22 protein-coding genes and 1 riboswitch are annotated in these 23,353 nt (G+C 73.5%); of the genes, 10 read left to right on the top strand and 12 right to left on the bottom strand.

Going from position 1 to position 23,353, the window contains the following annotated elements; translation table 11 throughout:
• Window positions 1-71 precede the first annotated feature (71 nt).
• From ACZ60X_RS01690 to ACZ60X_RS01700, 3 genes are all read right to left on the bottom strand, one after another.
• On the bottom strand, window positions 72-455 hold the full coding sequence (locus ACZ60X_RS01690) for a DUF3040 domain-containing protein (RefSeq protein WP_469592184.1): 384 nt from the start codon (window positions 453-455) through the stop codon (window positions 72-74).
• A 275-nt stretch (window positions 456-730) separates the two neighbouring features.
• Window positions 731-1,501 (bottom strand): methyltransferase, encoded by a 771-nt coding sequence (locus ACZ60X_RS01695; RefSeq protein WP_469592185.1) that lies wholly within the window; start codon window positions 1,499-1,501, stop codon window positions 731-733.
• Window positions 1,502-1,738: 237 nt separating this feature from the next.
• Window positions 1,739-2,299, bottom strand: a complete 561-nt coding sequence (locus ACZ60X_RS01700; RefSeq protein WP_469592186.1) for an SAV_6107 family HEPN domain-containing protein — start codon at window positions 2,297-2,299, stop codon at window positions 1,739-1,741.
• Between the two features lie 192 nt (window positions 2,300-2,491).
• Between ACZ60X_RS01700 and ACZ60X_RS01705 the strand changes: the two genes are divergently transcribed.
• The 4 genes from ACZ60X_RS01705 to ACZ60X_RS01720 all read left to right on the top strand — a co-directional run bounded on the left by ACZ60X_RS01705 (window position 2,492) and on the right by ACZ60X_RS01720 (window position 7,915).
• Window positions 2,492-3,250, top strand: a complete 759-nt coding sequence (locus ACZ60X_RS01705) for an ATP-binding cassette domain-containing protein (RefSeq protein WP_469592977.1) — start codon at window positions 2,492-2,494, stop codon at window positions 3,248-3,250.
• A complete protein-coding gene (locus tag ACZ60X_RS01710; protein ID WP_469592187.1) occupies window positions 3,237-5,321 on the top strand; it encodes a YhgE/Pip family protein in 2,085 nt (694 codons plus the stop codon). Before ACZ60X_RS01705 ends, ACZ60X_RS01710 begins: the two co-directional genes overlap by 14 nt.
• A 47-nt stretch (window positions 5,322-5,368) precedes the next feature.
• The gene (locus ACZ60X_RS01715) at window positions 5,369-5,998 is read left to right on the top strand and encodes a TetR/AcrR family transcriptional regulator (protein ID WP_469592188.1); all 630 of its coding nucleotides are present in this window, start codon (window positions 5,369-5,371) and stop codon (window positions 5,996-5,998) included.
• A 411-nt stretch (window positions 5,999-6,409) separates the two neighbouring features.
• A complete protein-coding gene (locus tag ACZ60X_RS01720; protein WP_469592189.1) occupies window positions 6,410-7,915 on the top strand; it encodes a phytoene desaturase family protein in 1,506 nt (501 codons plus the stop codon).
• A 43-nt stretch (window positions 7,916-7,958) separates the two neighbouring features.
• On the opposite strand, the gene ACZ60X_RS01725 is transcribed toward ACZ60X_RS01720, so the two are convergent.
• The 5 genes from ACZ60X_RS01725 to ACZ60X_RS01745 form a co-directional block, all read right to left on the bottom strand.
• A complete protein-coding gene (locus ACZ60X_RS01725; protein WP_469592190.1) occupies window positions 7,959-8,882 on the bottom strand; it encodes an SCO2102 family sporulation regulator in 924 nt (307 codons plus the stop codon).
• Between the two features lie 56 nt (window positions 8,883-8,938).
• Complete coding sequence (gene metF, locus ACZ60X_RS01730; RefSeq protein ID WP_469592191.1) at window positions 8,939-9,862, bottom strand: methylenetetrahydrofolate reductase [NAD(P)H]; 924 nt, start codon at window positions 9,860-9,862, stop codon at window positions 8,939-8,941.
• Window positions 9,863-10,009: 147 nt separating this feature from the next.
• The gene (gene thiE / locus ACZ60X_RS01735) at window positions 10,010-10,657 is read right to left on the bottom strand and encodes a thiamine phosphate synthase (RefSeq protein WP_469592192.1); all 648 of its coding nucleotides are present in this window, start codon (window positions 10,655-10,657) and stop codon (window positions 10,010-10,012) included.
• A gap of 95 nt (window positions 10,658-10,752) precedes the next feature.
• Window positions 10,753-11,118, bottom strand: a complete 366-nt coding sequence (locus ACZ60X_RS01740) for an Rv2175c family DNA-binding protein (RefSeq protein WP_469592193.1) — start codon at window positions 11,116-11,118, stop codon at window positions 10,753-10,755.
• Window positions 11,119-11,195: 77 nt separating this feature from the next.
• The gene (locus ACZ60X_RS01745) at window positions 11,196-12,428 is read right to left on the bottom strand and encodes an NAD(P)/FAD-dependent oxidoreductase (RefSeq protein WP_469592194.1); all 1,233 of its coding nucleotides are present in this window, start codon (window positions 12,426-12,428) and stop codon (window positions 11,196-11,198) included.
• 135 nt (window positions 12,429-12,563) lie between these two features.
• A riboswitch (TPP riboswitch) is annotated at window positions 12,564-12,675 on the top strand.
• On the opposite strand from ACZ60X_RS01745, the gene thiO reads away from it, so the two are divergent.
• The 5 genes from thiO to ACZ60X_RS01770 all read left to right on the top strand — a co-directional run bounded on the left by thiO (window position 12,673) and on the right by ACZ60X_RS01770 (window position 18,085).
• Window positions 12,673-13,833 (top strand): glycine oxidase ThiO, encoded by a 1,161-nt coding sequence (gene thiO / locus ACZ60X_RS01750; protein WP_469592195.1) that lies wholly within the window; start codon window positions 12,673-12,675, stop codon window positions 13,831-13,833. (Overlaps the previous riboswitch by 3 nt.)
• A 2-nt stretch (window positions 13,834-13,835) precedes the next feature.
• Window positions 13,836-14,048, top strand: coding sequence for a sulfur carrier protein ThiS (gene thiS, locus ACZ60X_RS01755; protein ID WP_469592979.1), 213 nt, complete (start codon window positions 13,836-13,838; stop codon window positions 14,046-14,048).
• A 3-nt stretch (window positions 14,049-14,051) separates the two neighbouring features.
• The gene (locus tag ACZ60X_RS01760; RefSeq protein WP_469592196.1) at window positions 14,052-14,846 is read left to right on the top strand and encodes a thiazole synthase; all 795 of its coding nucleotides are present in this window, start codon (window positions 14,052-14,054) and stop codon (window positions 14,844-14,846) included.
• A gap of 337 nt (window positions 14,847-15,183) precedes the next feature.
• Window positions 15,184-17,100, top strand: a complete 1,917-nt coding sequence (pknB, locus tag ACZ60X_RS01765; RefSeq protein WP_469592197.1) for a Stk1 family PASTA domain-containing Ser/Thr kinase — start codon at window positions 15,184-15,186, stop codon at window positions 17,098-17,100.
• Window positions 17,101-17,170: 70 nt separating this feature from the next.
• A complete protein-coding gene (locus ACZ60X_RS01770; RefSeq protein ID WP_469592198.1) occupies window positions 17,171-18,085 on the top strand; it encodes a deoxyribonuclease IV in 915 nt (304 codons plus the stop codon).
• Window positions 18,086-18,107: 22 nt separating this feature from the next.
• On the opposite strand, the gene ACZ60X_RS01775 is transcribed toward ACZ60X_RS01770, so the two are convergent.
• Window positions 18,108-18,740 carry a sulfite oxidase-like oxidoreductase gene (locus ACZ60X_RS01775; protein ID WP_469592199.1) on the bottom strand — a complete coding sequence of 211 codons (633 nt, stop codon included), beginning with the start codon at window positions 18,738-18,740 and terminating at the stop codon, window positions 18,108-18,110.
• A 174-nt stretch (window positions 18,741-18,914) separates the two neighbouring features.
• On the opposite strand from ACZ60X_RS01775, the gene bfr reads away from it, so the two are divergent.
• The gene (bfr, locus tag ACZ60X_RS01780) at window positions 18,915-19,394 is read left to right on the top strand and encodes a bacterioferritin (RefSeq protein ID WP_469592200.1); all 480 of its coding nucleotides are present in this window, start codon (window positions 18,915-18,917) and stop codon (window positions 19,392-19,394) included.
• On the opposite strand, the gene ACZ60X_RS01785 is transcribed toward bfr, so the two are convergent.
• The 3 genes from ACZ60X_RS01785 to ACZ60X_RS01795 form a co-directional block, all read right to left on the bottom strand.
• Window positions 19,391-19,615 (bottom strand): (2Fe-2S)-binding protein, encoded by a 225-nt coding sequence (locus tag ACZ60X_RS01785; protein ID WP_469592201.1) that lies wholly within the window; start codon window positions 19,613-19,615, stop codon window positions 19,391-19,393. The two genes, bfr and ACZ60X_RS01785, sit on opposite strands and share 4 nt — an antisense overlap.
• A gap of 157 nt (window positions 19,616-19,772) precedes the next feature.
• Entirely contained in the window at window positions 19,773-21,125 is a 1,353-nt protein-coding gene (locus tag ACZ60X_RS01790; protein ID WP_469592202.1) for a class II 3-deoxy-7-phosphoheptulonate synthase, read from the bottom strand.
• A 164-nt stretch (window positions 21,126-21,289) separates the two neighbouring features.
• A complete protein-coding gene (locus tag ACZ60X_RS01795; protein WP_469592203.1) occupies window positions 21,290-23,128 on the bottom strand; it encodes a choice-of-anchor P family protein in 1,839 nt (612 codons plus the stop codon).
• Window positions 23,129-23,353: the final 225 nt, after the last annotated feature.

Below are 23,353 nucleotides of genomic sequence, written 5' to 3' on the forward strand. Positions count from 1 at the left end.
AGGGGCGACCACCTGGAGGTGGTCGCCCCTCACCCGTTGTCGTCGGGGCCGGCGGAGCCCGCCGGATGTCGCTACCGGCCCTGTTCGTCCCGGCGGCGCTGCCAGCGCTCCTCGATCCGGTCCATCATGGAGCGCTTCGGGCGGGCCTGCCGGCGCACGGCGCCCGCGGGCTGCTCGCCCGGCTTCGGGGCCTTGCGCCAGCCGGTGACCGCGAGTACGGCACAGCCGAGCATGACGAGGAAGCCCACCACGCTGACCCAGATCAGCTGCGCGACCATTCCGGCCATGAGGAGCGCGATTCCCACGAGGAAGCCTGCGACCGCCTGGTAGACCCGACGCCGGGTGTACGTGCGCAGCCCGCTTCCCTCAAGCGCCGACGCGAACTTGGGATCTTCGGCGTACAGCGCTCGCTCCATCTGCTCGAGCATGCGCTGCTCGTGCTCCGAGAGCGGCACGGAGTCCTCCTCATCGTGCAGTCGCCGGGGCGACCCGGGGGGTCCCTTCAGGATAGGCAGGGAATCGCCCCCGTGAAACCCGCCCCTCTACGCCAATTGGCCAACCGGGCCGTCATGGCCGTCCCGGCTCGCTGAGGCTTCCATTCCCCTGCGGCCGTCCCGTCATGCCGGGTGGTGCACCTCGATCATACGGCGCAAACCCCTCGATCGGGGGTCCTGTGTCGTACTCCATTCGCCGTGGAGGCCCTGATCAGCCCCGGGTCCCGGCAGGGCGCTCAGGCTCCGGCGGCACCCGGTGTCTCACCGAGCACGTGCAGCTGGGTGGCGACGGAGTGGAACGCCGGCAACTCGGCCGCCGCGGCCTCCAGCTTCAGCAGGGCGTCCAGGGCGCCGGGCTCGGTGTCCACCAGGACGCCGGGGACCAGGTCGGCGAAGACCCGTACGCCGTGCACGGCGCCGACGGTCAGGCCCGCGCCCTCGACCAGCGCGGTCAGCTGCTCGGCGGTGAACCGGCGCGGCATCGGGTCGCCGGCGCCCCAGCGGCCGTCGGGGTCCGCCAGCGCCTGGCGGGCCTCGGTGAAGTGGCCGGCGAGGGCGCGGGCGAGCACGGCGCCGCCGAGTCCGGCGGCGAGCAGGCTGAGGACGCCTTCCGGGCGCAGGGCGGCGACGGCGTTGCGCACGCCCTCGGCCGGGTCGTCGACGTACTCCAGGACGCCGTGGCACAGCACCGCGTCGTAGCCGCCGCGCTCGACCACCTCGAACAGGCCGTGCGCGTCGCCCTGGACGCCCCGGACCCGCTCGGCGACGCCGGCCTCGGCGGCCCGGCGCTCCAGCGCGAACAGCGCGTTCGGGCTGGGGTCGACCACGGTGACGCGGTGGCCGAGCCGGGCGAGGGGCACCGCGAAGTTGCCGCTGCCGCCTCCGGTGTCGAGGACGTCGAGCGAGTCCCGGCCCGTGGCCTTGACCCGGCGGTCGAGGGCGTCCTGGAGGACCTCCCAGACCACGGCGGTACGGAGAGAGGCGCGGGGGCGCGTCGGGTCCGACACGGCAGTTGACTCCTCGGCAAGGCGGAACGCTTCAGGCGACCTCCACCCTATTGCCTCCACCGCCCTGCCGGTCACCGCGGGCGGGCAGGCCGCGCAGCGTCCCGCACGGCGGACGGCCCTCCCGTGACCTGCGCCCGCGGAGCGGTGCGCCGGGGGCCCGCGGAGCGCTGCTGCCCACGCCCGCGGAGCGCTGTGCGGGCGCCGCTCCGCCCCCCTACGGCCCGCCGCTGTCCGCGATCAACTCGCGTCCGAAAGGTCGCCCGGGGCGCCCGGCCCCGGCGGCTGCCCCGCGTCGCCGCGGGGCTGCGGCAGGACGGGCTGGAGGACGAGCATCCGCTCCACGATGCGCAGGAACATCCCGACGTCACGTATCAGGTCGTCGGCGTCACGCTGCCCGGCCGCGCCCTGGATGCCGGCCTCGGCACGGGCGCGGCGGGCGGCGCCGGAGGCGAACAGCGCGCTCCACTCGGTCAGTTCGGGAGCGATCTCGGGCAGCACCTCCCAGGCGCTGCGGATGCGGGCGCGGCGGCGGGGGTTGGTCTCGGGCCGACCCCGGGCGGCGAGCACGGCGGCGGCGGTGCGCAGGGCGGCCAGGTGGGCCGTCGCGTAGCGCTCGTTCGGCGTTTCCAGGACGGCGGCATCCGCCAGTCCGGCACGGGCCTGGGCGAGCAGGTCGAGGGCGGCGGGCGGGGCCGTGGTCCGGCGGAGCACGGGGTGGACGTCGCTCGCCGGGCCGGTCAGTGAGGGGGCAGGGCCGGTGGCGCGGCGCCGACGGGCGGCAGCGGACGGGTTGGCCATGACGAACCTCCTGTCGTCTGGGTGACGGCACGCCCTCACGCGAGGTGCGCCGTATGTGCCCCATCGTGGGGTATGCCACTGACAATCCGTTCTGACCTGGGCTTTTGCCTCGCTCGAAGGTTCGGGCGTATTTTTGGACTGACCAGTCAGTGCAAAAATACGGCGATCAGGCAAGGGGGGCGTGTGGACGGCGTGGACGGCGTGGCTGTCACGGCCGCGGGGCTCGGGCTCAGGGGACCACGGGGGTGGGCCTTCCGCGGCATCACCCTCGACGCGAAGCCCGGCTCGCTCATCGCGATCGAGGGACCGTCCGGCTCCGGCCGCACGTGTCTGCTGCTCGCGCTCACCGGGCGTATGAAGACCACCGAGGGAACGGCCGCCGCCGGCGGGCTGGCCCTTCCCCGGCGCATGGCCGCGCTGCGCCGGATCAGCGCGGTGGCCAACGTGTCCGGGGTGACCGACCTGGAGCCGGCCCTGACCGTCGGCGAGCACCTGCGGGAACGGGCGCTGCTGCAGAGCCGGTTCGGCGACTCCCTGCGCGAGCTGCTGCGGCCCCGCGCCCAGCGCCTGCACGAGGCCCGCCTGCGCGTGGACGCGGCCCTGGCCGCCGCCGGGCTCGACCCGCAGGCGCTGCCCAAGGGCTCCCGCACGGCCGTACGCGACCTGGAGCGACTCCAGGAACTGCGCCTGTCCCTCGCCCTCGCCCTCCTCGGCCGGCCCGGGCTGATCGGCGTCGACGACATCGACCTCAAGCTCTCCGACGCCGAGCGCGGCGAGGTGTGGAACCTGCTGCGCTCCCTCACGCGCGCGGGGACGACGGTCCTGGCGGTCTGCCGTACCGCGCCCGAGGACTGCGTGACGGTACGGACCGGGGCGCAGGACACCGGCGGCGCGGCCGCCGGGGGCGGCGAAGGCGCCGGCCCGAAGGAGGACGCCGATGCGCACGCCTAGGCTCGCCGCGCTCGAACTGCGGCGCTTCGGACGCGGGAAGCTGCCCCGCGCCGCCCTCGTCGCGCTGCTCCTGCTGCCCCTGCTGTACGGCGCCCTGTACCTGTGGTCCTTCTGGGACCCCTACGGCCGCCTGGACCGCATCCCAGTGGCCCTGGTCAACGACGACAAGGGGGCCACGGCGGACGGGAAGAAGATCACCGCGGGGGACGACATCGTCGGCGGGCTGCGCCGCAGCCGGACCTTCGACTGGCACGAGGTGAGCGACGAGGAGGCCCGCGAGGGCGTCGAGAACGGCACGTACTACCTGTCGCTGACCATGCCCGCCGACTTCAGCGCCCGGATCGCGTCCAGCTCGGGGGACGCCCCCGAGACCGGCGCCCTGCAGGTGCGGACCAACGACGCGAACAACTACATCGTCGGCCAGATCTCCCGGACCGTCTTCAACGAGGTCCGCTCGGCCGCCTCCACCAAGGCCTCCCGCACGTTCCTGGACAAGATCTTCGTCTCCTTCTCCGACATCCACGGCAAGACCGTCACGGCCGCCGAGGGCGCCGACAAGCTGAACACGGGCATCGGCAAGGCGGAGAAGGGCTCCAAGGACCTCGCCGACGGGCTGCGGGACGCCAAGACCGGCAGCGGGAAGCTGGCCAAGGGCCTCAAGAAGCTGAACACCGGCGCCGGGGACCTCCAGGACGGGTCCCGGCAGGTCGCCGACGGCACCCGGACGCTCGCCGACAAGGTCAACGGCGTCTACGACCAGGCCGGTCCGTTCCTGAAGACCAATGGCAGGACCATCGGGGACACCGCCCGCCTGGTCTCCGACTCGGCGAAGACGGTCAAGGACAACCTCGACGTCCTGATGAAGCTCGCGCCCGTCGCCGACAAGACCGCGCACGACTCCTCCGCCGTCATGGCCGCGATCTACCGGGCACGCTGCGAGGACGCGCCCGTGCCCGACCCCGCCTGCCCGGACCTGAAGCGTGCGAAGACGGCCGCCGCCGAGGTGGCGGGCGTCGCGGACGACCTCGGCACGCTGGTCGCCGACCAGAACGGCGACCTGAGGACGATGCGCGCCAACCTCGACGCGCTCCAGAAGCAGGCCGACGCCCTCGCCGCGCGGGCGCCGCGTCTGTCGCAGGACGTCGACGACGCCGTCAAGAAGATCAACGCGCTGAACGACGGCGCGCAGAAGGTCGCCGCCGGCGCCGAGAAGCTGCACACCGGGCTCGGCACCGCCCAGAGCGGCGCGGACACCCTGGACCAGGGCATCGGTACGGCCGCCACGGGCGCCCAGACGCTGGACGGCGGCCTGTACAAGCTGTCCGACGGCTCCGGCAGGCTCGCCGGCGGGCTGCACGACGGCGCCAAGAAGATCCCGGACTACGACAAGCGGCAGCGCGACGCGCGCACCGGCGTGATGGCCGACCCGGTCCAGCTGGCCTCCCACGACCTGCACAGGGCGCCGAACTACGGCACCGGGTTCGCCCCGTACTTCATCCCGCTGTCCCTGTGGGTGGGCGCGATGGTGGCCTACATGCTGATCCCGCCGCTCAACCGGCGTGCCCTAGCGGCCGGTTCGCCGGCCTGGCGGATCGCCCTCGCAGGCTGGCTGCCGGTGGTCGCGGTGGGCGTGCTGCAGGTGGCCGCGCTGATGGCCGTACTGCGCTGGGGGATCGGTCTGCGGATGCTCCGCGCGGCCGGCACGATCGGCTTCCTGTTCCTGGTCACGGCGTGCTTCGCGGCGATCGTGCAGTGGCTGAACGCCCGCTTCGGCGCGGCGGGCCGGATCCTGGTGCTGGCGCTGCTGATGCTCCAGCTGACCTCGGCGGGCGGCACATACCCGGTGCAGACCAGCCCGCACTTCTTCAACGCCATCCACCCGCTGCTGCCGATGAGCTACGTCGTGGAGGCGCTGCGCCGGCTGATCACCGGCGGCGGGCTCGGCCCGGTCTGGCAGGCGTGCGCCGTGCTGGCCGCGTTCACCGCGGGCGCGCTCGCGCTGACCGCGCTCACGGCCCGGCGCCGGCAGGTGTGGACGCTCGACCGGCTGCACCCGGAGCTGAGCCTGTGATCCCGGGCGGCGCTCCGCACGCGCGCGTACCTGTGAGAATCAGGGCCATGGAAAGCAGCAGCACCAGGTCCGGCGGCAGCACGCGCCGCGAGGCCACCCGGCAGAAGCTCTACGAGGCGGCCGTCACGCTCATCGCCGAGCAGGGGTTCTCCGCGACCACGGTGGACGAGATCGCCGAGCGGGCCGGGGTCGCGAAAGGCACGGTGTACTACAACTTCGCGAGCAAGTCGGTCCTCTTCGAGGAGCTGCTGCGGCACGGGGTGGGCCTGCTCACCGCCTCTTTGCAGGAGGCCGCGGAGCACACCGCGCGCGTGGGCGGCGGGAAGGTGGACGCGCTGGACGCGATGATCCGCGCGGGCCTGGAGTTCATCGACCGCTACCCGGCCTTCACCCAGCTGTACGTGGCCGAGCTGTGGCGCACCAACCGGGCCTGGCAGTCCACGCTGATGGTGGTCCGGCAGGAGGCCGTCGCGGTGGTCGAGGGGGTGCTGCGCGAGGGTGTGGCGGCCGGGGAGTTCAGCGACGAGATCGACATCCCGCTGACGGCGGCCGCACTGGTCGGCATGGTCCTGGTGGCCGCGCTGGACTGGAAGTCCTTCCAGCCCGAGCGCTCCCTGGACGACGTCCACGCGGCCCTGTCCCGGCTGCTGCAGGGACGGGTGAGCGGACGGGGCTGAGGGCCCTCGCCGCGCACGTCGAAGGCACTTGCCCCGCGCATGCCGGGAGGGCGCCGGTCCGCTGTGGACCGGCGCCCTCCCGTTCCCCCTTGCTCCCCGTACTCCCCCGTACGGTTCCCCCGTGGGTGGTCGTTCCCCCGGGCCCCCGTCTCGCTTCCGCCGACGGATCGGCGGAAGGAGCGGCCAGGCGGCGGGCGCCGTTCCGCCGCCCCGTGTCGGCGGTGCCGGGCCGCGCCCCCTTGCCGTGCCTCCACTGTCCCGTCCGCGCGGGTCGCGGCCCATCCGCGCGGGTACTCATCTCGCCGGCTAGGTACGGATACTCAGGCATGCGCACGCGTGCCCACTCCGGCGGCGGCCTGTGCGGGACCGCCCGTGGCGGGACTGTCAGTGGCGGTCGATAAAGTCGCGGGCATGGCACGGATTGTGGTGATCGGCGCCGGGATGGGCGCGATGGCGGCCGCCGCCCGGCTGGCCGTCGCGGGCCACCGGGTGACGGTGTACGAGCGGACGGACACGTACGGCGGCGCGGTGCGCCGCTTCGAGCGGGACGGGTTCGGCTTCGACACCGGCCCCGGCCTGCTGACGCTGCCCGCGGTGTACCGCGATCTGTTCGTCAAGACCGGCAAGGAGCCGCTGGAGGACCGCGTCGAGCTGGTCCAGGTGGACCCGTCCGCGCGGCACCTCTTCGCGGACGGCACGGAGGTGTCGGTGCCGAACGCCTCGCGCGCCGGTGTGGTCTCGGCCCTGGACGAGGCGCTGGGCGCGGGCGCGGGCGAGCGCTGGGGCGACTTCCTGGTGCGGGCCCGGGAGGCCTGGGACCGCACCCGCAGGCCGCTGCTGGAGGAGCCGCTGTGGCCCGACTGGCGGGTGCTGACGCAGAAGGAGCCGTATCCGGCGGTCCCGCACAGGCGCCTGCTGCGCACGCGCCGGGCGGGCACGCTGGCCGAGGTCGGCGCGTGGGAGCTGCGCGATCCGCGCCTGGTGGCGCTGCTGGAGGCCCACGCGCTCGCGTACGGGCTCGATCCGGGTACGGCTCCGGCGAGCGCGGCCGTGCTGCCGTACATGGAGCATGCCTTCGGCACCTGGTATGTACGCGGCGGGATAAGGGAGTTGGCGCGCGCGGTGTACGAGCGATGCGTCGCGCGGCGCGTCGAGTTCGTCTTCGGCGCCGAGGTCGCGAGGGTCCTGGAGAAGGACGGCCGCGCGGCGGGCGTGGAGCTGGCGGACGGGACGGCGGCCGAGGCGGACGTGGTGGTGGGCACGGGTCCCTGGCGGCTGGGCGCCATGACGGCCGGGAAGCCGTACGGGCAGCAGGACGTGCGGCCCCGGCCCGAGGGGCGCCACCCGGGGCGGGTGGTGGTGTGCCTGGCGCTGCGTGGCGCGCGGGAGCCGGGCGCTGCGCACCGCACCGTGGTGCACTCGGCCGACGGCGAGGGCGATCTGGACCTGCTCCGGCACGGGGAGCTGCCCGACCTGCCGACGGTCCTCGTCGACCGCCCGGACGACCCGGTCCTGCGCCCCGACGGCGGCCACGAGGCGATGGTGCTGACGGCGACGGTGCCGTCCGCGGCGGAGTACGACTGGGCGGCACCCGGCGCCGCCGACGCCTTCGCCGACCGTATGGTCGCCGCCGCCGAGCGCGCCGTGCCGGGGCTGCGTGAGCGGGCGCTGTGGCGCGAGGTCCGTACGCCGCTGGACACCGAGCGGGAGACGGGCGCCGCGGGCGGTGCGGTTCCGCCGCCCGCGCTGGCGGGACCGGAGGGGCTGCTGCACCCGGCCAACTCCACTGCGGTACCGGGGCTGTTCACGGTCGGCGGCTGGTCCCACCCCGGCGGCGGCCTGCCGCACGCGGGCATGTCGGGGGCGCTGGTGGCGGGGCTGATCGTGGAGGGCCCGGAGTTCCGCGGCTCCCAGTGAGCCGGCCCCGGGGCGCCCTGGCGGCCTTGAGGGGCCGGGCGCCTCAGAAGCGGTAGTGCTCGTCGTACCCGGCGCCGGGCTGCGGCTGCTGCGCGGAACCGTGCGCCTGGCCCTGGTACGGATACGCCTGCTCCTGCGGGAGTTCGCCGCCGTAGCCCTCGTCGGTGCGCTGCTGCGGCATCCACACCCCGCCGGGCGGGGTCTCGCCGTAGCCGCCGCCGGCGTACTGGTCCTGCGGGTAGCCCTGCTGGCCGTACTGCCCGGAGTAGCCCGCGTCGTACCCGCCGCCGTAGGACTGGCTGCCGATGTACGGGTCGGAGTAGTTGGCGTACTGGTCGCCGGCGTCGTAGCCGTAGCCCTGCTGGCCGTAGCCGGAATAGTCGTAGGCGTAGGCCTGCTGGCCGGTGCCCTGGGCGGCCGTCGCGTGCGTGGCGGTGTCGCTGTAGACGCCGTAGGAGCCGGTGTCCTCGGGCAGGGGCTGCGGCTCGTAGACGGCGGCCGCCGGGTCGACGGTCCGGGCCGGGGTGAAGACGTCGTCGCGGTCGTAGTCGTCGTAGTCGTCATGGCCCTGGGCGTGGGCGCCCCCGTCGGGCTCGTGCTCGGTCGCGGGGGCGGCGGGCTCCGGCCCTGAGACCTCCGGCACGGGGTCCTGGCGGTCCGCCCTGCCGCGGCGGCGCTTGCTGCCCCCGCCGGTCGCGCCGCTCTCCGCGTCGGGGCGCTTGACCGCCCAGCCGGCGGCGAAGCCGCGGCGGAAGGACAGCGTGACGTACGTCTGGCCGACGGCGAAGGCGATGGCACCCGCGCCGATCACGATCACGGACGGCATCAGCACGCCGACCACGACACCGAGGAAGCCGGTGAAGGCGAGCAGCCGCCAGCGCAGCCGCGCCTTGTACTGCAGCAGCACCTCGCCCAGCAGCCACAGCGCGACGGCGCCGAACGCGATGTAGAGGACCGTCCAGCCCATGTACGCCCCTCTCCCAGTGGCCGCTACGCAGTGTGTCGTATCACGATGCGGCCGGTCTAGGCCTGCGGCGGGTGGTGCAGGCCCAGGTTCTCGTAGATTTCCAGGGTCGCCGTGGAGTTATTGAGCGTGATGAAGTGCAGTCCGGGCACCCCTTCGGCGAGCAGCCGAGCGCAGAACTCCGTGGCGAAGTCGATACCGATGGAGCGTACCGCCGCCGGATCGTCCTTGGCTGTGAGGATCCGCTCTTTCAGGGCATCCGGGAAGACGGCGTTGCTGAGTTTGGGCAACCGTTCCAGCATCTTCACGCTGGTGACCGGCAGGACCTCCGGAATCACCGGGGTGTCACAGCCCGCGGCCGCCACCCGGTCGCGCAGCCGGAGATACGACTCCGGCTGGAAGAACATCTGCGTGATGGCGTAGTCGGCGCCCGCGCGGCACTTGTCCACGAAGTGCGCCACGTCGGTGTCCCAGTCCGCGGAGCGCGGGTGCATCTCCGGGAAGGCGGCGACGCCGACGCAGAAGTCGCCCGACTCCTTGATGAGCCGGACGAGTTCGGCCGCGTAGGTCAGTCCCTTGGGGTGCGCGATCCAGTCGCCCATGGGATCGCCGGGCGGGTCGCCGCGCACGGCCAGCATGTTGCGGATGCCGGCGTCCGCGTACTGGCCGATGATGTTGCGCAGTTCGGCGATGGAGTGGTCGACCGCGGTGAGGTGGGCGACGGGGGTGAGCGTGGTGTCGGCGACGATCTGCTGGGTCTCCTTGACCGTGCCCGCGCGGGTGGAGCCGCCGGCGCCGTAGGTCACCGAGACGAAGTCGGGGGCGACCGCCTCGACCCGCCGGAGCGCGCTCCACAGGTTCCGCTCGCCCTTGGGGGTCTTCGGCGCCGAGAACTCGAACGAGTACGTCGTCTTGCCGGTGGCGAGGATGTCGCGCACGGTCCGTGCGCGATCAGTCCTGGTGGATGCGGTTCCGAGGGCCATACGGGCAGGTTAGCCAGGGGTGGGCGGTCCCCCAACCGGACGAAGGCGATTTGCCCGATTTGTCGCGCTCGTGTCCACCCCTTGGACACATCCCCGGACAGAACCGGTCACAAGGACGCCGGGCCGTCGGCAGCGGACGGCCGGCCCTCAGGCCTGCCGCAGCCGCTTGGCGAACTCCGCCGCCGCGGCTCCCGGGTCGTCGGCCTCGGTGATCGCACGGACGACGACCACCCGGCGGGCGCCGGCCTCCAGCACCTCGTCGAGGTTGGTCAGGTCGATGCCGCCGATGGCGAACCAGGGGCGCTCGGTGCCCAGGGCGGCCGTGTACCGCACCAGGTCGAGGCCGGGGGCGTGGCGGCCGGGCTTGGTGGGGGTGGGCCAGCAGGGGCCGGTGCAGAAGTAGTCCACGCCGTCCTGCGCGGCGGCCGCGGCGGCCTCGGACCCGGCGTGTGTGGAGCGCCCGATCAGCACCTCGTCGCCGAGGACGGCCCGGGCCGCGGGGACCGGCAGGTCGCCCTGGCCGAGGTGGAGCACGTCGGCGCGGGCGGCGTGGGCGACGTCCGCGCGGTCGTTGACGGCGAGGAGCCTGCCGTGGCGGGCACAGGCGTCGGCGAAGACCTCCAGGTGCGCCAGCTCCTCGGCGGCCTCCATGCCCTTGTCGCGCAGCTGCACGATGTCGACACCGCCGGCCAGGACCGCGTCCAGGAACTCGGGCAGGTCGCCCTGGCGCCTGCGCGCGTCCGTGCACAGGTACAGGCGGGCACCGGCGAGCGCGGTGCGTGCGGCGTCGGACATGCGTGGGTCCCCCTGGTGGGTGTCGCTGGCGGCTGTCGCGGACGGCGTACGGGCTACGACGGCCCGCACGCCACCCCTCGTGGTGCGGGTTCGGTTCAGACGGCGAGCGCCTGGGCGCGGCGCTTCACCTCCGTGCCGCGATTCTCGCTCAGGGCCTGCGCGGGCGTACCCGGCAGGGTCGGGTCGGGGGTGAAGAGCCACTCGATCATCTCTTCGACCGTGAAGCCGTCGTCCCGCAGGAGCGTCAGGGTCCCGGCAAGGCCCTTGACGACCTTGTCCCCGTCGATGAAGGCGGCGGGGACGTGCAGCGCCCGGTTCTCCCCTCGGCGTACGGCGATGAGCTGGCCCTCCTTGACCAGCTGCCGCACGCGCGTCACCTCGACGTCGAGCATCTCGGCGATGTCGGGCAGGGTGAGCCAGGCGGGGACGAGAGCATCGATCTTTGCGTCAATCTCGGTCACATGGACAAGCGTAGGCGCTCCGCCGGACCGGTAGCGATGAGGTGGGCGCCGGGCGGTGTCGTCCCCGGGGGCGCACCTCAGTCGGCCGTGGCGTCCTTCAGCGCTCTGCCGGGGTCCGCCAGTGCCGCCGCGTCCATGCCGCGGCCCGCCTCGATCAGCCGCCGTCCCTGTGCCAGATCACGCGGGCGGCCCACGGCCAGGAGGGCGACCAGGCGGTCCTCGCGCAGCCAGCACACCGTCCAGGCCGCTCCCGCCGGGTCGCCGCGCCAGACCAGGCGGTCGGCGGCCGCGTGATGGCCGGCGTACTGCACGAACCGGCCGAACTGCTCGGACCAGAAGTACGGCACCGGGTCGTACCGCGTCGGGGTCTCGCCCATGATGTTCGCCGCGACCGTGCGCGGGCCCTGCAGGGCGTTGTCCCAGTGGTGCACGAGCAGCCGTTCCCCGTAGCGGTCCGAGGGGAAGGAGGCGCAGTCGCCGACGGCGTACACGTCCTCGGCGCTGGTGCGCAGCCGGGCGTCGGCGACGACCTCGCCGTACGCGCCCAGCGCGATGCCGGATCCGGCCAACCAGCCGGTGGCCGGGCGTGCGCCGACGCCGACGACGACGGCGCCCGCGGGCAGCCGCGTGCCGTCGGCGAGCACCACCGCACCGGGTTCGACGCGCTCCACGCGCGCGTGGGTGAGCAGGGAGGCGCCCGCGTCGGCGTACCAGGCGGCCATCGGCGCCGCGACCTCGGCGGGCAGGGCGCCGGCGAGCGGCCGGTCGGCGGCCTCGACGACGGTGACCGCGCAGCCCGCCTCGCGCGCGGCGGTGGCGAACTCCGCGCCGATCCAGCCGGCGCCGACCACGACGATCTCGTGCTGCTGCCCCAGCACCGGCCGCAGCCGGTGGGCGTCGTCCAGCGTGCGCAGCAGGTGCACACCGGGCACGCCCTCGGTGCCCGGCAGGGTGACCGGCTCGGCGCCGGTGGCCAGGACCAGCACGTCGTACGGCACCGGGCCCGCCTCGGTGTCCAGCTCGCGCGCGGCGAGGCGCACGCCCCGCGCCTCGCAGCCGAGCCGCAGCTCGACGCCGAGCGACTCGAAGTCCACGTCGAAGGCGGAGTCCTCGGCCTTGCCGAGCAGCACGGCCTTGGACAGCGGCGGCCGGTCGTAGGGCTGGTGCGGCTCGGCGCCGATCAGCGTGACGGTGTCCTTGAAGCCCTGCTCGCGCAGGGCGACCGCGGTCTGCACCCCGGCCATGCCCGCGCCGACGACGACCACGCGCCGCCCCGGTGACGTGCGCTCTTGCGCTGTCTGCTCGCTCACCCGATCACCATAGACAGGTGACGATCCGTCGGTCAGGGGGCGTGCTCGGTGACCTGCTCCACACCACTCGGCCACCGGGCCGCGCGGAGGGGCTGTCTTACGGGCGGGAGGGCGGCGGGCTAGGGTGGCGACCGTACACGCACTCGCGGGAGCCCGGACGCACCGGGCTGAGAGGGAGGCTGGCGGCCTCCGACCGTACGAACCTGATCCGGGTCATGCCGGCGAAGGGAGGGGCTGGACGCCCATGTCGTCACGTACGTCCGACGTCCTCGTCATCGGGGGCGGAATCATCGGCCTGGTCACGGCCTGGCGCGCGGCGCAGCGCGGGCTCGCCACGGCCGTGGTGGACCCCGAGCCCGGCACAGGGGCCGCGCGGGTCGCGGCCGGGATGCTGGCCGCGGTCACCGAACTGCACTACGGCGAGGAGACCCTGCTCGCCCTGAACCTGGAGTCGGCCCGCCGCTACCCGCGGTTCGCGGCCGAGCTGACCGAGCTGACGGGGCACGACCTCGGCTACCGCCGCTGCGGCACCCTCCAGGTCGCGCTCGACGCCGACGACCGCGCCTACCTGCGCGATCTGCACGCCCTCCAGCAGCGCTCGGGCCTTGAGTGCGAGTGGCTGTCCGGGCGGGAGTGCCGGCGGCTGGAGCCGATGCTGGCGCCCGGGGTGCGCGGCGGACTGCGGGTCGACGGCGACCACCAGATCGACCCGCGGCGGCTGGCCGCCGCCCTGGTGGCCGCGTGCGAGCGCTCCGGGGTCGTCTTGCACCGGGTGTGGGCCGAGCGGCTGGACGTCGTAGGGGGCCGGGCCGCCGGGGTCACCACGGCCGACGGCACCGAACTGCGCGCGGGGCAGGTGGTGCTCGCGGCCGGGAGCCTGAGCGGGCGCCTCGCGGGCGTGCCCGAGGCGCTGCTGCCGCCGGTGCGGCCGGTGAAGGGGCAGGTGCTGCGGCTGACCGTGCCGCGCGCGTACGCGCCGTTCCTGAGCCGTACCGTGCGGGCCGTCGTGCGCGGCGGGCACCTGTACCTGGTGCCCCGGGAGAACGGTGAGCTGGTCGTCGGCGCGACCAGCGAGGAGCTGGGCTGGGACACGACGGTCACCGCGGGCGGCGTCTACGAGCTGCTGCGCGACGCCCATGAGCTGGTGCCGGGCATCACCGAGCTGCCGCTCACCGAGACCCGGGCCGGGCTGCGCCCCGGCTCCCCCGACAACGCGCCGCTGCTCGGCCCGTCCGGGCTCGACGGGCTGGTGCTCGCCACCGGGCACCACCGCAACGGGGTGCTGCTCACGCCGGTCACCGGCGATGTGCTGGCCGGGCTGCTGGCCGACGGAGAACTGCCGGAAGAAGCCCGTCCGTTCACGCCGCAGCGTTTCGGCGCCGTCCTTCAGGAGCAGTCCGCATGAGCATGCCCGCCACCGTGTCCATCTCCGTCAACGGCGAGCGCCGGGAGATCGTTCCGGGCACCGCGCTCGACTCCGTCGTGCGCTCTCTGGTCGCCGCGCCCTCCGGTGTGGCCGCGGCCGTCAACGAAACCGTCGTCCCGCGCGCGCAGTGGACGAGCACACCGCTGGGCGAAGGCGATCGCGTGGAAGTCCTCACCGCCGTGCAGGGGGGCTGAGCCATGGCCGACGATTCCCTGGTCCTCGGGGGTACGGCGTTCTCGTCGCGGCTGATCATGGGTACGGGCGGTGCGCCCAGCCTGGAGGTGCTGGAGCGGGCGCTGGTCGCCTCCGGCACGGAGCTGACGACGGTCGCGATGCGGCGGGTGGACGCGTCCGTGCACGGCTCGGTGCTGTCGGTGCTGGGCAGGCTGGGCATCCGGGTGCTGCCGAACACGGCGGGCTGCTTCACCGCCGGGGAGGCGGTGCTGACCGCGCGGCTGGCGCGGGAGGCGCTGGGCACGGACCTGGTCAAGCTGGAGGTCATCGCCGACGAGCGGACGCTGCTGCCGGACCCGGTGGAGCTGCTGGAGGCGGCGGAGACGCTGGTGGACGACGGGTTCACGGTGCTGCCGTACACCAATGACGATCCCGTGCTGGCCCAAAAGCTCCAGGACGTGGGCTGCGCCGCCGTCATGCCGCTGGGCTCGCCCATCGGGTCCGGGCTCGGCATCCGCAACCCGCACAACTTCCAGCTGATCGTCGAGCACGCGCGCGTGCCGGTGATCCTGGACGCGGGGGCCGGTACGGCCTCGGACGTGGCGCTGGCGATGGAGCTGGGGTGTGCCGGGGTGATGCTGGCCTCGGCGGTGACGCGGGCGCAGGAGCCGGAGCTGATGGCGGCCGCGATGCGGCACGCCGTGGAGGGGGGCCGGCTGGCCCGGCTGGCCGGGCGGATTCCGCGCCGGTATCTCGCGGAGGCGTCCTCGCCCACGGAGGGGATGGCCCGGCTGGATCCCGAGCGGCCCGCGTTCTAGTGCCCGGGCAGGCGACGTTCGCCCCGTCGCGACGCCCGGCACGCTCCCCCGCTGCGCGGGAGGTGCCCTCACTCGCCGCACCGGCCGAAAGCCCACGTACGCCCAGTACGAGGACTTCCGGCCGGCACGCCGACAGCACGCACCGGACGCCGCTCCCTGACGGGCAAACGTCGCCTGCCGGGGCACTGGTCCCGCCGGCCCCGTCCGCTCCCCCGCCCGCGCGCCGTCCGCCGCCGCCCGCGGGTGGTGTGGGAAGCGTTACAGGTCGGCTTCAGTGCCTGCGGGAAAGCGGTCTCGGCCGGGGAAGTGTCGGTGCGTCCTCGTAGACTCCCCTGTCGTGGATACGACCCTTCAGGACCCTCTCGTCGGGCAGGTGCTCGACGGCCGCTATCGCGTCGACGCGCGGATCGCCGTCGGCGGGATGGCGACGGTGTACCGGGCCCTGGACACCCGGCTGGACCGCGTCCTCGCGCTGAAGGTGATGCACCCGACGCTCGCGGCCGACGGCAGCTTCGTCGAGCGGTTCATCCGGGAGGCGAAGTCGGTCGCGCGGCTGGCGCACCCGAACGTGGTGCAGGTCTTCGACCAGGGGACCGACGGGTCGTACGTGTACCTGGCGATGGAGTACGTCGCCGGCTGCACCCTGCGGGACGTGCTGCGCGAGCGCGGGGCGCTGCAGCCCCGCGCGGCCCTCGACATCCTCGAACCCGTCCTCGCCGCGCTCGGCGCCGCGCACCGGGCCGGGTTCGTGCACCGGGACATGAAGCCCGAGAACGTGCTGATAGGCGACGACGGGCGGGTCAAGGTCGCCGACTTCGGGCTCGTGCGGTCCGTGGACACCGTGACCAGCACCACGGGCGCCGTGCTCGGGACCGTGTCCTACCTCGCGCCCGAGCAGATCGAGCAGGGCACCGCCGACCCCCGCGTCGACGTGTACGCGTGCGGTGTCGTGCTCTACGAGATGCTGACGGGCGGCAAGCCGCACTCCGGTGACTCCCCCGCGCAGGTGCTCTACAAGCACATCCACGAGGACGTGCCGCCGCCCTCGGCGCTGGTGCCGGGGCTCGCGCGGCAGCTGGACGAGCTGGTCGCGGCGGCCACCGCGCGCACCCCCGAGGTCCGGCCGCAGGACGCCGTGGCCCTGCTCGCCCGGGTGCGCGAGGCGCGCCGGGCACTGGGCGACGAGCAGTTGGACGCGATGCCGCCGCAGGCGCTGTCCGCGCAGCACGACAACGCCGGCGACCGCACGAGCGTGATCCCGCGCTCCCTGACCGTGCCCCGTCCGCTTCCCGTCGACGACGAGGCGAGCGGCGGCCCGGTCCAGCACACCAGCCGGCTCCAGGCGCCCCCCGTGCCGCCCCGCCGGCGCCCGAAGCGCCTGCTGCTGAGCGTCATCGCCGCCGTGCTGGTGGTCTTCGGCGCCGGCGCGGGGGTCTGGTACATCAACTCCGGCCAGTTCACGAAGGTCCCGCCGCTGCTGTCGAAGACCGAGGCACAGGCCCGTGAGCGGCTGAGGGCAGCCGGGCTCGACGTAGGGCAGGTCAAGCGCGCCTACAACGACACCGTCCAGCGCGGCACGGTGATCAGCACGGACCCGGCGCCCGGCGCCCGCATCCGCGGCCATGACGCGGTGAACCTCACCGTCTCCCTGGGCCCGGAGACGGTGGACGTGCCGGACGTGACGGGCCGGCCGCTGGCCGAGGCCCGCAGAGTGCTGAAGGCGGACGGACTGGAGCCGGGCATGGTCACCCGGCAGTTCAGCGGGGACGTCGCCGAGGGCTCGGTGATCGGCACGACCCCGCAGGCGGGCACCAGGCGGCACGCGGGCTCGGCGATCGCGCTGACCGTCAGCAGGGGCAGCCCGATCGACGTCCCGGACGTCACCGGCGACGATCCGGCGAACGCCCGGCAGCAGCTGACGGACGCCGGACTGAAGGTCGTGATCGCGCCCGACCGGGTCAACTCCGAGTACGACAAGGGCAAGGTGGCCCAGCAGAGCCCCGGGAACGGGACTCAGGCCGCCGCGGGCGACACGGTGACGCTGACGCTGTCCAAGGGCCCGGAGATGGTCCAGGTGCCGGACGTGACCGGCGACAGCGTGTCCGACGCCCACAAGGCGCTCCAGGCCGCGGGCTTCCAGGTGAGCGACGACCGCGGGCTGCTCGGGCTGTTCGGGGACACCGTGAAGCAGCAGTCGGTCAAGGGCGGCGACATGGCGCCCAAGGGCTCGACGATCACGATCACCATCCGCTGAGGCCGCCTCGGTGACCGGGGTCACCGAGGCCGTGGTCCGGCAGCCGGGGCGGGCATGACACCCTGAACGGGTGAGCCCAGATCCGTCCTCCCCGCCGTCGTCCGGTACGCAGTCCCTCCCGCCCGCGGTGCCGCGCAACCCCGTCGGCGGTCATGTCCCCGTGGCCGGCGGCCTGCACACGGTGGGACTCACGTACGCCCGTGCGCTGAAGGCGGAGACCGTGCAGGTCTTCGTGGCCAATCCGCGCGGCTGGGCCACGCCCGCCGGCAACCCCCGGCAGGACGAGGCGTTCCGCGCCGCCTGCGCCGAGGAGTCGATCCCGGCGTACGTCCACGCCCCGTATCTGATCAACTTCGGTTCCCACACCGAGGCGACCGTGGAGCGGTCTGTGGAGTCGCTGCGGCACTCGCTGCGGCGCGGGCGGGAGATCGGCGCGCTGGGCGTGGTCGTGCACACCGGGAGCGCGACCGGCGGGCGCGAGCGGGCCGTGGCACTGCGGCAGGTGCGCGCGCACCTGCTGCCGCTGCTGGACGAGCTGACCCACGACGACGACCCGTTCCTGCTGCTGGAGTCGACGGCCGGGCAGGGAGCCTCGCTGTGCTCGCGGACCTGGGACTTCGGACCGTACTTCGAGGCGCTGGACGCCCATCCGAAGCTCGGTGTGTGCCTGGACACGTGCCACGTCTTCGCCGCCGGTCACGACCTGACCGGCCCGAGCGGCATGCACCAGACGCTGGACCTGCTGGTGGACACCGTCGGCGAGGGCCGGCTGAAGCTGATCCACGCCAACGACTCCAAGGACGTGGTGGGCGCGCACAAGGACCGGCACGAGAACATCGGCGCCGGCCACATCGGCGAGGACCCCTTCCGCGCCCTGATGACGCACCCCGCGACCGAGGGCGTCCCGCTGGTCATCGAGACCCCGGGCGGCCAGGCGGGGCACGCGGCGGACGTGGAGCGACTGAAGAAGCTGCGCGACGGCTGACCCCGCCGTGGCGCAGCGGGCGCTACAGCTCCGGGCCCTCCCCCGGTTCCTCCTGGTAGGAGTAGCGCTGTTCCTTCCAGGGGTCGCCGATGTTGTGGTAGCCGCGTTCCTCCCAGAAGCCGCGGCGGTCGGCGGTCATGTACTCCACGCCCCGGACCCACTTGGGGCCCTTCCAGGCGTACAGGTGGGGGACGATCAGGCGGACCGGGAAGCCGTGCTCGGCGGTGAGGAGTTCGCCGTCCTTGTGGGTGGCGAAGATCGTGCGGTCGGAGGCGAAGTCCACGAGGCGCAGGTTGGAGCTGAAGCCGTACTCCGCCCAGACCATCACATGGGTGACGTCCGGCGCGGGCGGGGCCAGGTCCAGGATCGCGGCGGCCGGGACGCCGCCCCACTCGGCGCCGATCATGCTGAACTTGGTCACGCAGTGCAGATCGGCCACCACGGTGGTGTACGGCAGGGCCGTGAACTCCTCGTGGCCCCAGGTGTGCTTGTCACCGTCGGCGGTGGCGCCGAAGACCCGGAACTCCCAGCGCTCGGGGCGGAACTTGGGTACGGGGCCGTAGTGCGTGACCGGCCAGCCACGCTGGAGCCGCTGACCCGGCGGAAGCTCGGACCCTGCCGCTGCTCCAGACGCTCGCTCCACCGGATGACCCATGTATCCATCCTGACAGACCTCGGGCGGTGCCCTTGACCACCCTCCCCCGAATCGGACAACACCTTCCAACTCGTCCCTTATTTACTAAGTACGCACTTACTGGACGATCTTCCCGTCCGGTGCAATCATGCGCCGCACACCTCCCCGTGTCCCCCCCTGGAAGGAGCCGTTTCGATGCAGGGCGACCCCGAGGTCATCGAGTTCCTCAACGAGCAGCTCACCGGCGAGCTGACCGCGATCAACCAGTACTTCCTGCACGCGAAGATGCAGGAGAACTTCGGCTGGTACAAGCTCGCCAAGTACACCCGGCGCGAGTCGTTCGACGAGATGAAGCACGCGGAGGTGCTGACCGACCGGATCCTGTTCCTGGAGGGGCTGCCGAACTACCAGCGGCTGTTCCACGTGCGCGTCGGACAGACCGTGCGGGAGATGTTCGAGGCGGACCGCCAGATCGAGGTGGAGGCGATCGACCGGCTCCGGCGCGGCATCAAGGTCATGCGCGAGAAGGGCGACATCACGTCCGCGAACATCTTCGAGGACATCCTCGCCGACGAGGAGCACCACATCGACTACCTCGACACCCAGCTGGAACTGCTGGAGAAGCTCGGCGAGGCGCTCTACCTCGCGCAGGTCGTCGAGCAGCCGGAGAGCTAGGCCGCCTCGTCCAGCGCCGTCAGCACCGGCCTGCCCTGGTCGGCCAGCTCGCGCCGGGGGCAGGCGCCACGGCCGAGGAGGGCCTGGATACGGCGGACGCACGAGCCGCAGTCCGTACCCGCCTTGCAGGCGGAGGCGATCTGGCGGGGAGTGCAGGCGCCGTCCTCCGCGTGCCGCTTGACCTGGTCCTCGGTGATGCCGAAGCAGCTGCACACGTACACGCGGGTTCACCTCCCGATGGGATGTTCTGTCAGGCGCCATCCCGCTTTTCCGGTGAGGCAAACCTAACCTTACCCATCGCCCGGGGCCCGCAAAAGAGGAAGGGGCGCGGATCCTGTGTGATCCGCGCCCCAGAGGCTCACCGGCGCCGGTGCCGGCTCACTGGTCCCGGTACATCTCCGCGACCAGGAACGCCAGGTCCAGCGACTGGCTGCGGTTCAGACGCGGGTCGCAGGCCGTCTCGTAGCGCTGGTGCAGGTCGTCGACGAAGATCTCGTCGCCGCCGCCCACGCACTCGGTGACGTCGTCGCCGGTCAGCTCCACGTGGATGCCGCCCGGGTGGGTGCCGAGGGCCTTGTGGACCTCGAAGAAGCCCTTGACCTCGTCGAGCACGTCGTCGAAGCGGCGGGTCTTGTGCCCGGAGGCCGCCTCGAAGGTGTTGCCGTGCATCGGGTCGGTCACCCAGGCCACCGTCGCGCCGGACGCCGTGACCTTCTCGACCAGCTCGGGGAGCTTGTCGCGGATCTTGTCGGCGCCCATGCGGACGATGAAGGTCAGCCGGCCCGGCTCCCGCTCGGGGTCGAGGCGGTCGACGTACTTCAGCGCCTCCTCGGCCGTCGTCGACGGGCCGAGCTTGATGCCGATCGGGTTGCGGATCCGCGAGGCGAACTCGATGTGGGCGTGGTCCAGTTGGCGGGTGCGCTCACCGATCCACACCATGTGCGCCGAGACGTCGTACAGCTTGCCGGTGCGGGAGTCGACCCGGGTCAGGGCGGACTCGTAGTCCAGCAGCAGCGCCTCGTGCGAGGAGTACAGCTCGACGGTCTTGAACTCCTCCGGGTCCGTGCCGCAGGCCCGCATGAAGTTCAGCGCGTTGTCGATCTCCCGGGCGAGCTGCTCGTAGCGCTGGCCCGACGGCGAGGTCCGCACGAAGTCCTGGTTCCAGGCGTGCACCTGGCGCAGGTCCGCGTAGCCGCCGGTGGTGAAGGCGCGCACCAGGTTCAGCGTGGAGGCCGAGGCGTGGTACATGCGCTTCAGCCGCTCGGGGTCCGGGATCCGGGAGGCCTCGGTGAAGTCGAAGCCGTTGACGGAGTCGCCCCGGTACACCGGGAGCGTCACGCCGTCGCGGGTCTCGGTCGGCTTGGAGCGCGGCTTGGAGTACTGCCCGGCGATGCGGCCGACCTTCACCACGGGCACGGCGGCCGCGTAGGTGAGGACGGCGCCCATCTGGAGCAGCGTCTTGATCTTGTTGCGGATGTGGTCGGCGGACACCGCGTCGAAGGCCTCGGCGCAGTCGCCGCCCTGGAGGAGGAACGCCTCTCCCTTGGCGACGGCCGCCATCCGGGCGCGCAGCTGGTCGCACTCGCCCGCGAAGACGAGCGGCGGATACGACTCGAGGTCCGCGATCACTGCGCGCAGAGCCTCGGCGTCGGGGTACTCGGGCTGCTGCGCCGCGGGCAGGTTTCGCCAGGTGTTGCCAGCGTCAGGGCTGGTCTTAGCGTTCACGGTCACCCTCTACACATTACGGGGTGATGTCACCACCCCCCCGCATGCGCTCATCAAGTGAGACGAGCGGTGGACGGACGCCGGCACCTCGGCCGCGCTCCCCCGCATCCCAGGGCATCCCGGACAACGCGAACGGGCCCCCGTGCGCGGGGGCCCGTTCCCGGCGGCGGTCAGCCGCAGTTGTGTGCCGCGGACGCGGCGGACGCGACGACCACGTCCACGCCGGGGGCGCTCAGGTGGACGGCGTCGACCGTGAGGCCGCCGTCCGCCGTCCTGACCTGCTCGTTCACCACGAGCTTGGTGCCCACGACACCGAGATCGACGGTCTGGTTCACGCTGCCGTCGAGCGTGACCGGGACGCCGGCCACGGTGAGCGTGAGGTCCGTGGCGCCGGAGACCGCGTCGCACGTGCTGGTCGAGACGGCCTTGATCCCGGACAGCTTCAGGACGGGCAGCCCCGGCAGGCCGATGGTGGCCTCCTCCAGGGACGCCGTGGAGGTGGCGCCGCCGGGCCCGGTCCTGGTGTCGACCCGGGCGCACAGCGTCTTCGAGGTGAGGACGACCGCGTCGACGTCCACCGTGCAGGGCGGGGCCGTGGTGCTCGCGCCCGCGGTGCGCACGGTGCCCGTGTCGGGCGTCGGCGGTACGGACACCACCGGCAGGCCGAGCAGCGAGACGTCGGCCGACAGGCCGTACGCCCGCCCGGTGACGTACCGCAGCTTCACGGTGCCGGTGGCCTCCGCGGGCAGGTAGCCGTCGTCGCCGGCGAAGGACACCTTGACCGGGACGGTCGCGTCGGCGTTCAGCGGGGCGTCGACCGAGGCGATGGCGCACGTCGCCACGCCCTGGGCGTCCGTCGTGCCGTCGCAGGTCTGGGTGCCCAGCGCGAAGCTCACCTTCTTGCCGGCGACGGGTGCGCCGCTGTCGGTGGTGAGGGTCGCGGACAGCGTGGCCGGGGAGCCGTCGGAGACGGTCTTCGGGCCGGTGTAGGCGAGCTTGGTGGCCTGCTTCTGCGGCGGCGGGGGCGTACCGCCGGTGCCGACGTCCAGGAAGTCGCGGTCGATGCCGATCCGGACGCCGCCGTGGGTCTCGTACAGATCACCCGCGTACTGGTGGACGCGCTGGTGGCCGGCCCAGAGGTTCGCCGGGATCGCCGGGTCGTCGGTGGTCGCCCGGTCGTCCCAGCGGGCGGTGTCGAGCACGTCCGGCACGGTGATCGAGCCGACCGCCGCGACGAGGTCGGGGATCAGGGACGCCCCGCCGCCGTAGGCGCCGGAGCGGTAGCCCAGCTGGTGCAGTCGCTTGGTCCAGGCGTCGAGGTAGCTCATCACCCGCGGGGTGTTGGTGCCGCCCCGCGGGTAGTTCTCCACGTTCTCGTAGAGCACGGAGCCTTCCCCGAGCCCCAGCGCCTTCGCCCGGGCGACCGCGTCGTCGGCGGCGGCGGTGCCCTGCGGCACCGGGTCGGTGATGACCGAGCAGCTGCCGTTGCAGCTGCCCGAGTCGGCGGTGGCCTGCTTGCCCACGTAGATCGGCATGAACCGCCAGCCGCCCGCGTACTGGGCCTGCACCCACTGCGCGCCGAGGTTCGACTGGTCGCAGCCGCGGTTCTCGCCGCCGATGTAGACGCCCACGGCGCCGTAGCCGGAGCTGCCCTTCCAGGCGTCCATCGCCGCCTGGCTCGGGGCGGCGCAGGCGTCGAAGCCCTGGCCCCGGTACGAGGTCGCGTCGGCCGGGACGGCGAGCGCGGCCGGCGCGGCGGCCGGCGCGGCCGTGCGCGCCGCGGCGACCGGCAGCCCGGCGCTGCCCAGGACCCTGCGGATCTCGGCGCGGTCCGTGCCGTAGCCGGCCGTGACGGCGATGCCGTCGGCGGTCGCCCGGTAGGTGCGGGCGGCGGGGTCCTCGGTGACGGCGGTCCGGGCGGCGCCCGAGGGCCGGACGAGCAGCGCCTCGGTGCGGCCCGTCACGTCGGCGGGGCAGTTCTGCCGGGTGCCGGGTGTGCCCAGGTACACCGCGTGCCGGTCGAAGCGGACACAGGTGGCCGGGCGCTTGTCGAGGTCGATGACCTGCCAGTCGGCGGGGACGGTGAAGGTGTGCCCCCGGTAGTGGACGGCGGTGGTGGTGCCGGTGGCGGACCGGGCGGTGGCCGCCTGTGCGGTGGCGAGCGGTGCGGCGCCGAGCGCGGCCGCCGCGGTGAGGACGGTCAGCGCCCGTGCGGCGCGCCGTCTGGGCCACGG

Source organism: Streptomyces sp. NPDC104106 (assembly GCF_055584345.1).

What these genes read in the sequence shown, in the direction of transcription:
- thiO (WP_469592195.1), top strand. Translation starts at nt 12,673, where the DNA reads ATGTCGTCACGTACGTCCGACGTCCTCGTCATCGGGGGCGGAATCATC.
- thiE (WP_469592192.1), bottom strand. Translation starts at nt 10,657, where the DNA reads ATGTCCGACGCCGCACGCACCGCGCTCGCCGGTGCCCGCCTGTACCTG.
- ACZ60X_RS01720 (WP_469592189.1), top strand. Translation starts at nt 6,410, where the DNA reads ATGGCACGGATTGTGGTGATCGGCGCCGGGATGGGCGCGATGGCGGCC.
- ACZ60X_RS01710 (WP_469592187.1), top strand. Translation starts at nt 3,237, where the DNA reads ATGCGCACGCCTAGGCTCGCCGCGCTCGAACTGCGGCGCTTCGGACGC.
- thiS (WP_469592979.1), top strand. Translation starts at nt 13,836, where the DNA reads ATGCCCGCCACCGTGTCCATCTCCGTCAACGGCGAGCGCCGGGAGATC.
- ACZ60X_RS01775 (WP_469592199.1), bottom strand. Translation starts at nt 18,740, where the DNA reads ATGGGTCATCCGGTGGAGCGAGCGTCTGGAGCAGCGGCAGGGTCCGAG.
- ACZ60X_RS01725 (WP_469592190.1), bottom strand. Translation starts at nt 8,882, where the DNA reads ATGGGCTGGACGGTCCTCTACATCGCGTTCGGCGCCGTCGCGCTGTGG.
- ACZ60X_RS01760 (WP_469592196.1), top strand. Translation starts at nt 14,052, where the DNA reads ATGGCCGACGATTCCCTGGTCCTCGGGGGTACGGCGTTCTCGTCGCGG.
- ACZ60X_RS01700 (WP_469592186.1), bottom strand. Translation starts at nt 2,299, where the DNA reads ATGGCCAACCCGTCCGCTGCCGCCCGTCGGCGCCGCGCCACCGGCCCT.
- ACZ60X_RS01715 (WP_469592188.1), top strand. Translation starts at nt 5,369, where the DNA reads ATGGAAAGCAGCAGCACCAGGTCCGGCGGCAGCACGCGCCGCGAGGCC.
- bfr (WP_469592200.1), top strand. Translation starts at nt 18,915, where the DNA reads ATGCAGGGCGACCCCGAGGTCATCGAGTTCCTCAACGAGCAGCTCACC.
- metF (WP_469592191.1), bottom strand. Translation starts at nt 9,862, where the DNA reads ATGGCCCTCGGAACCGCATCCACCAGGACTGATCGCGCACGGACCGTG.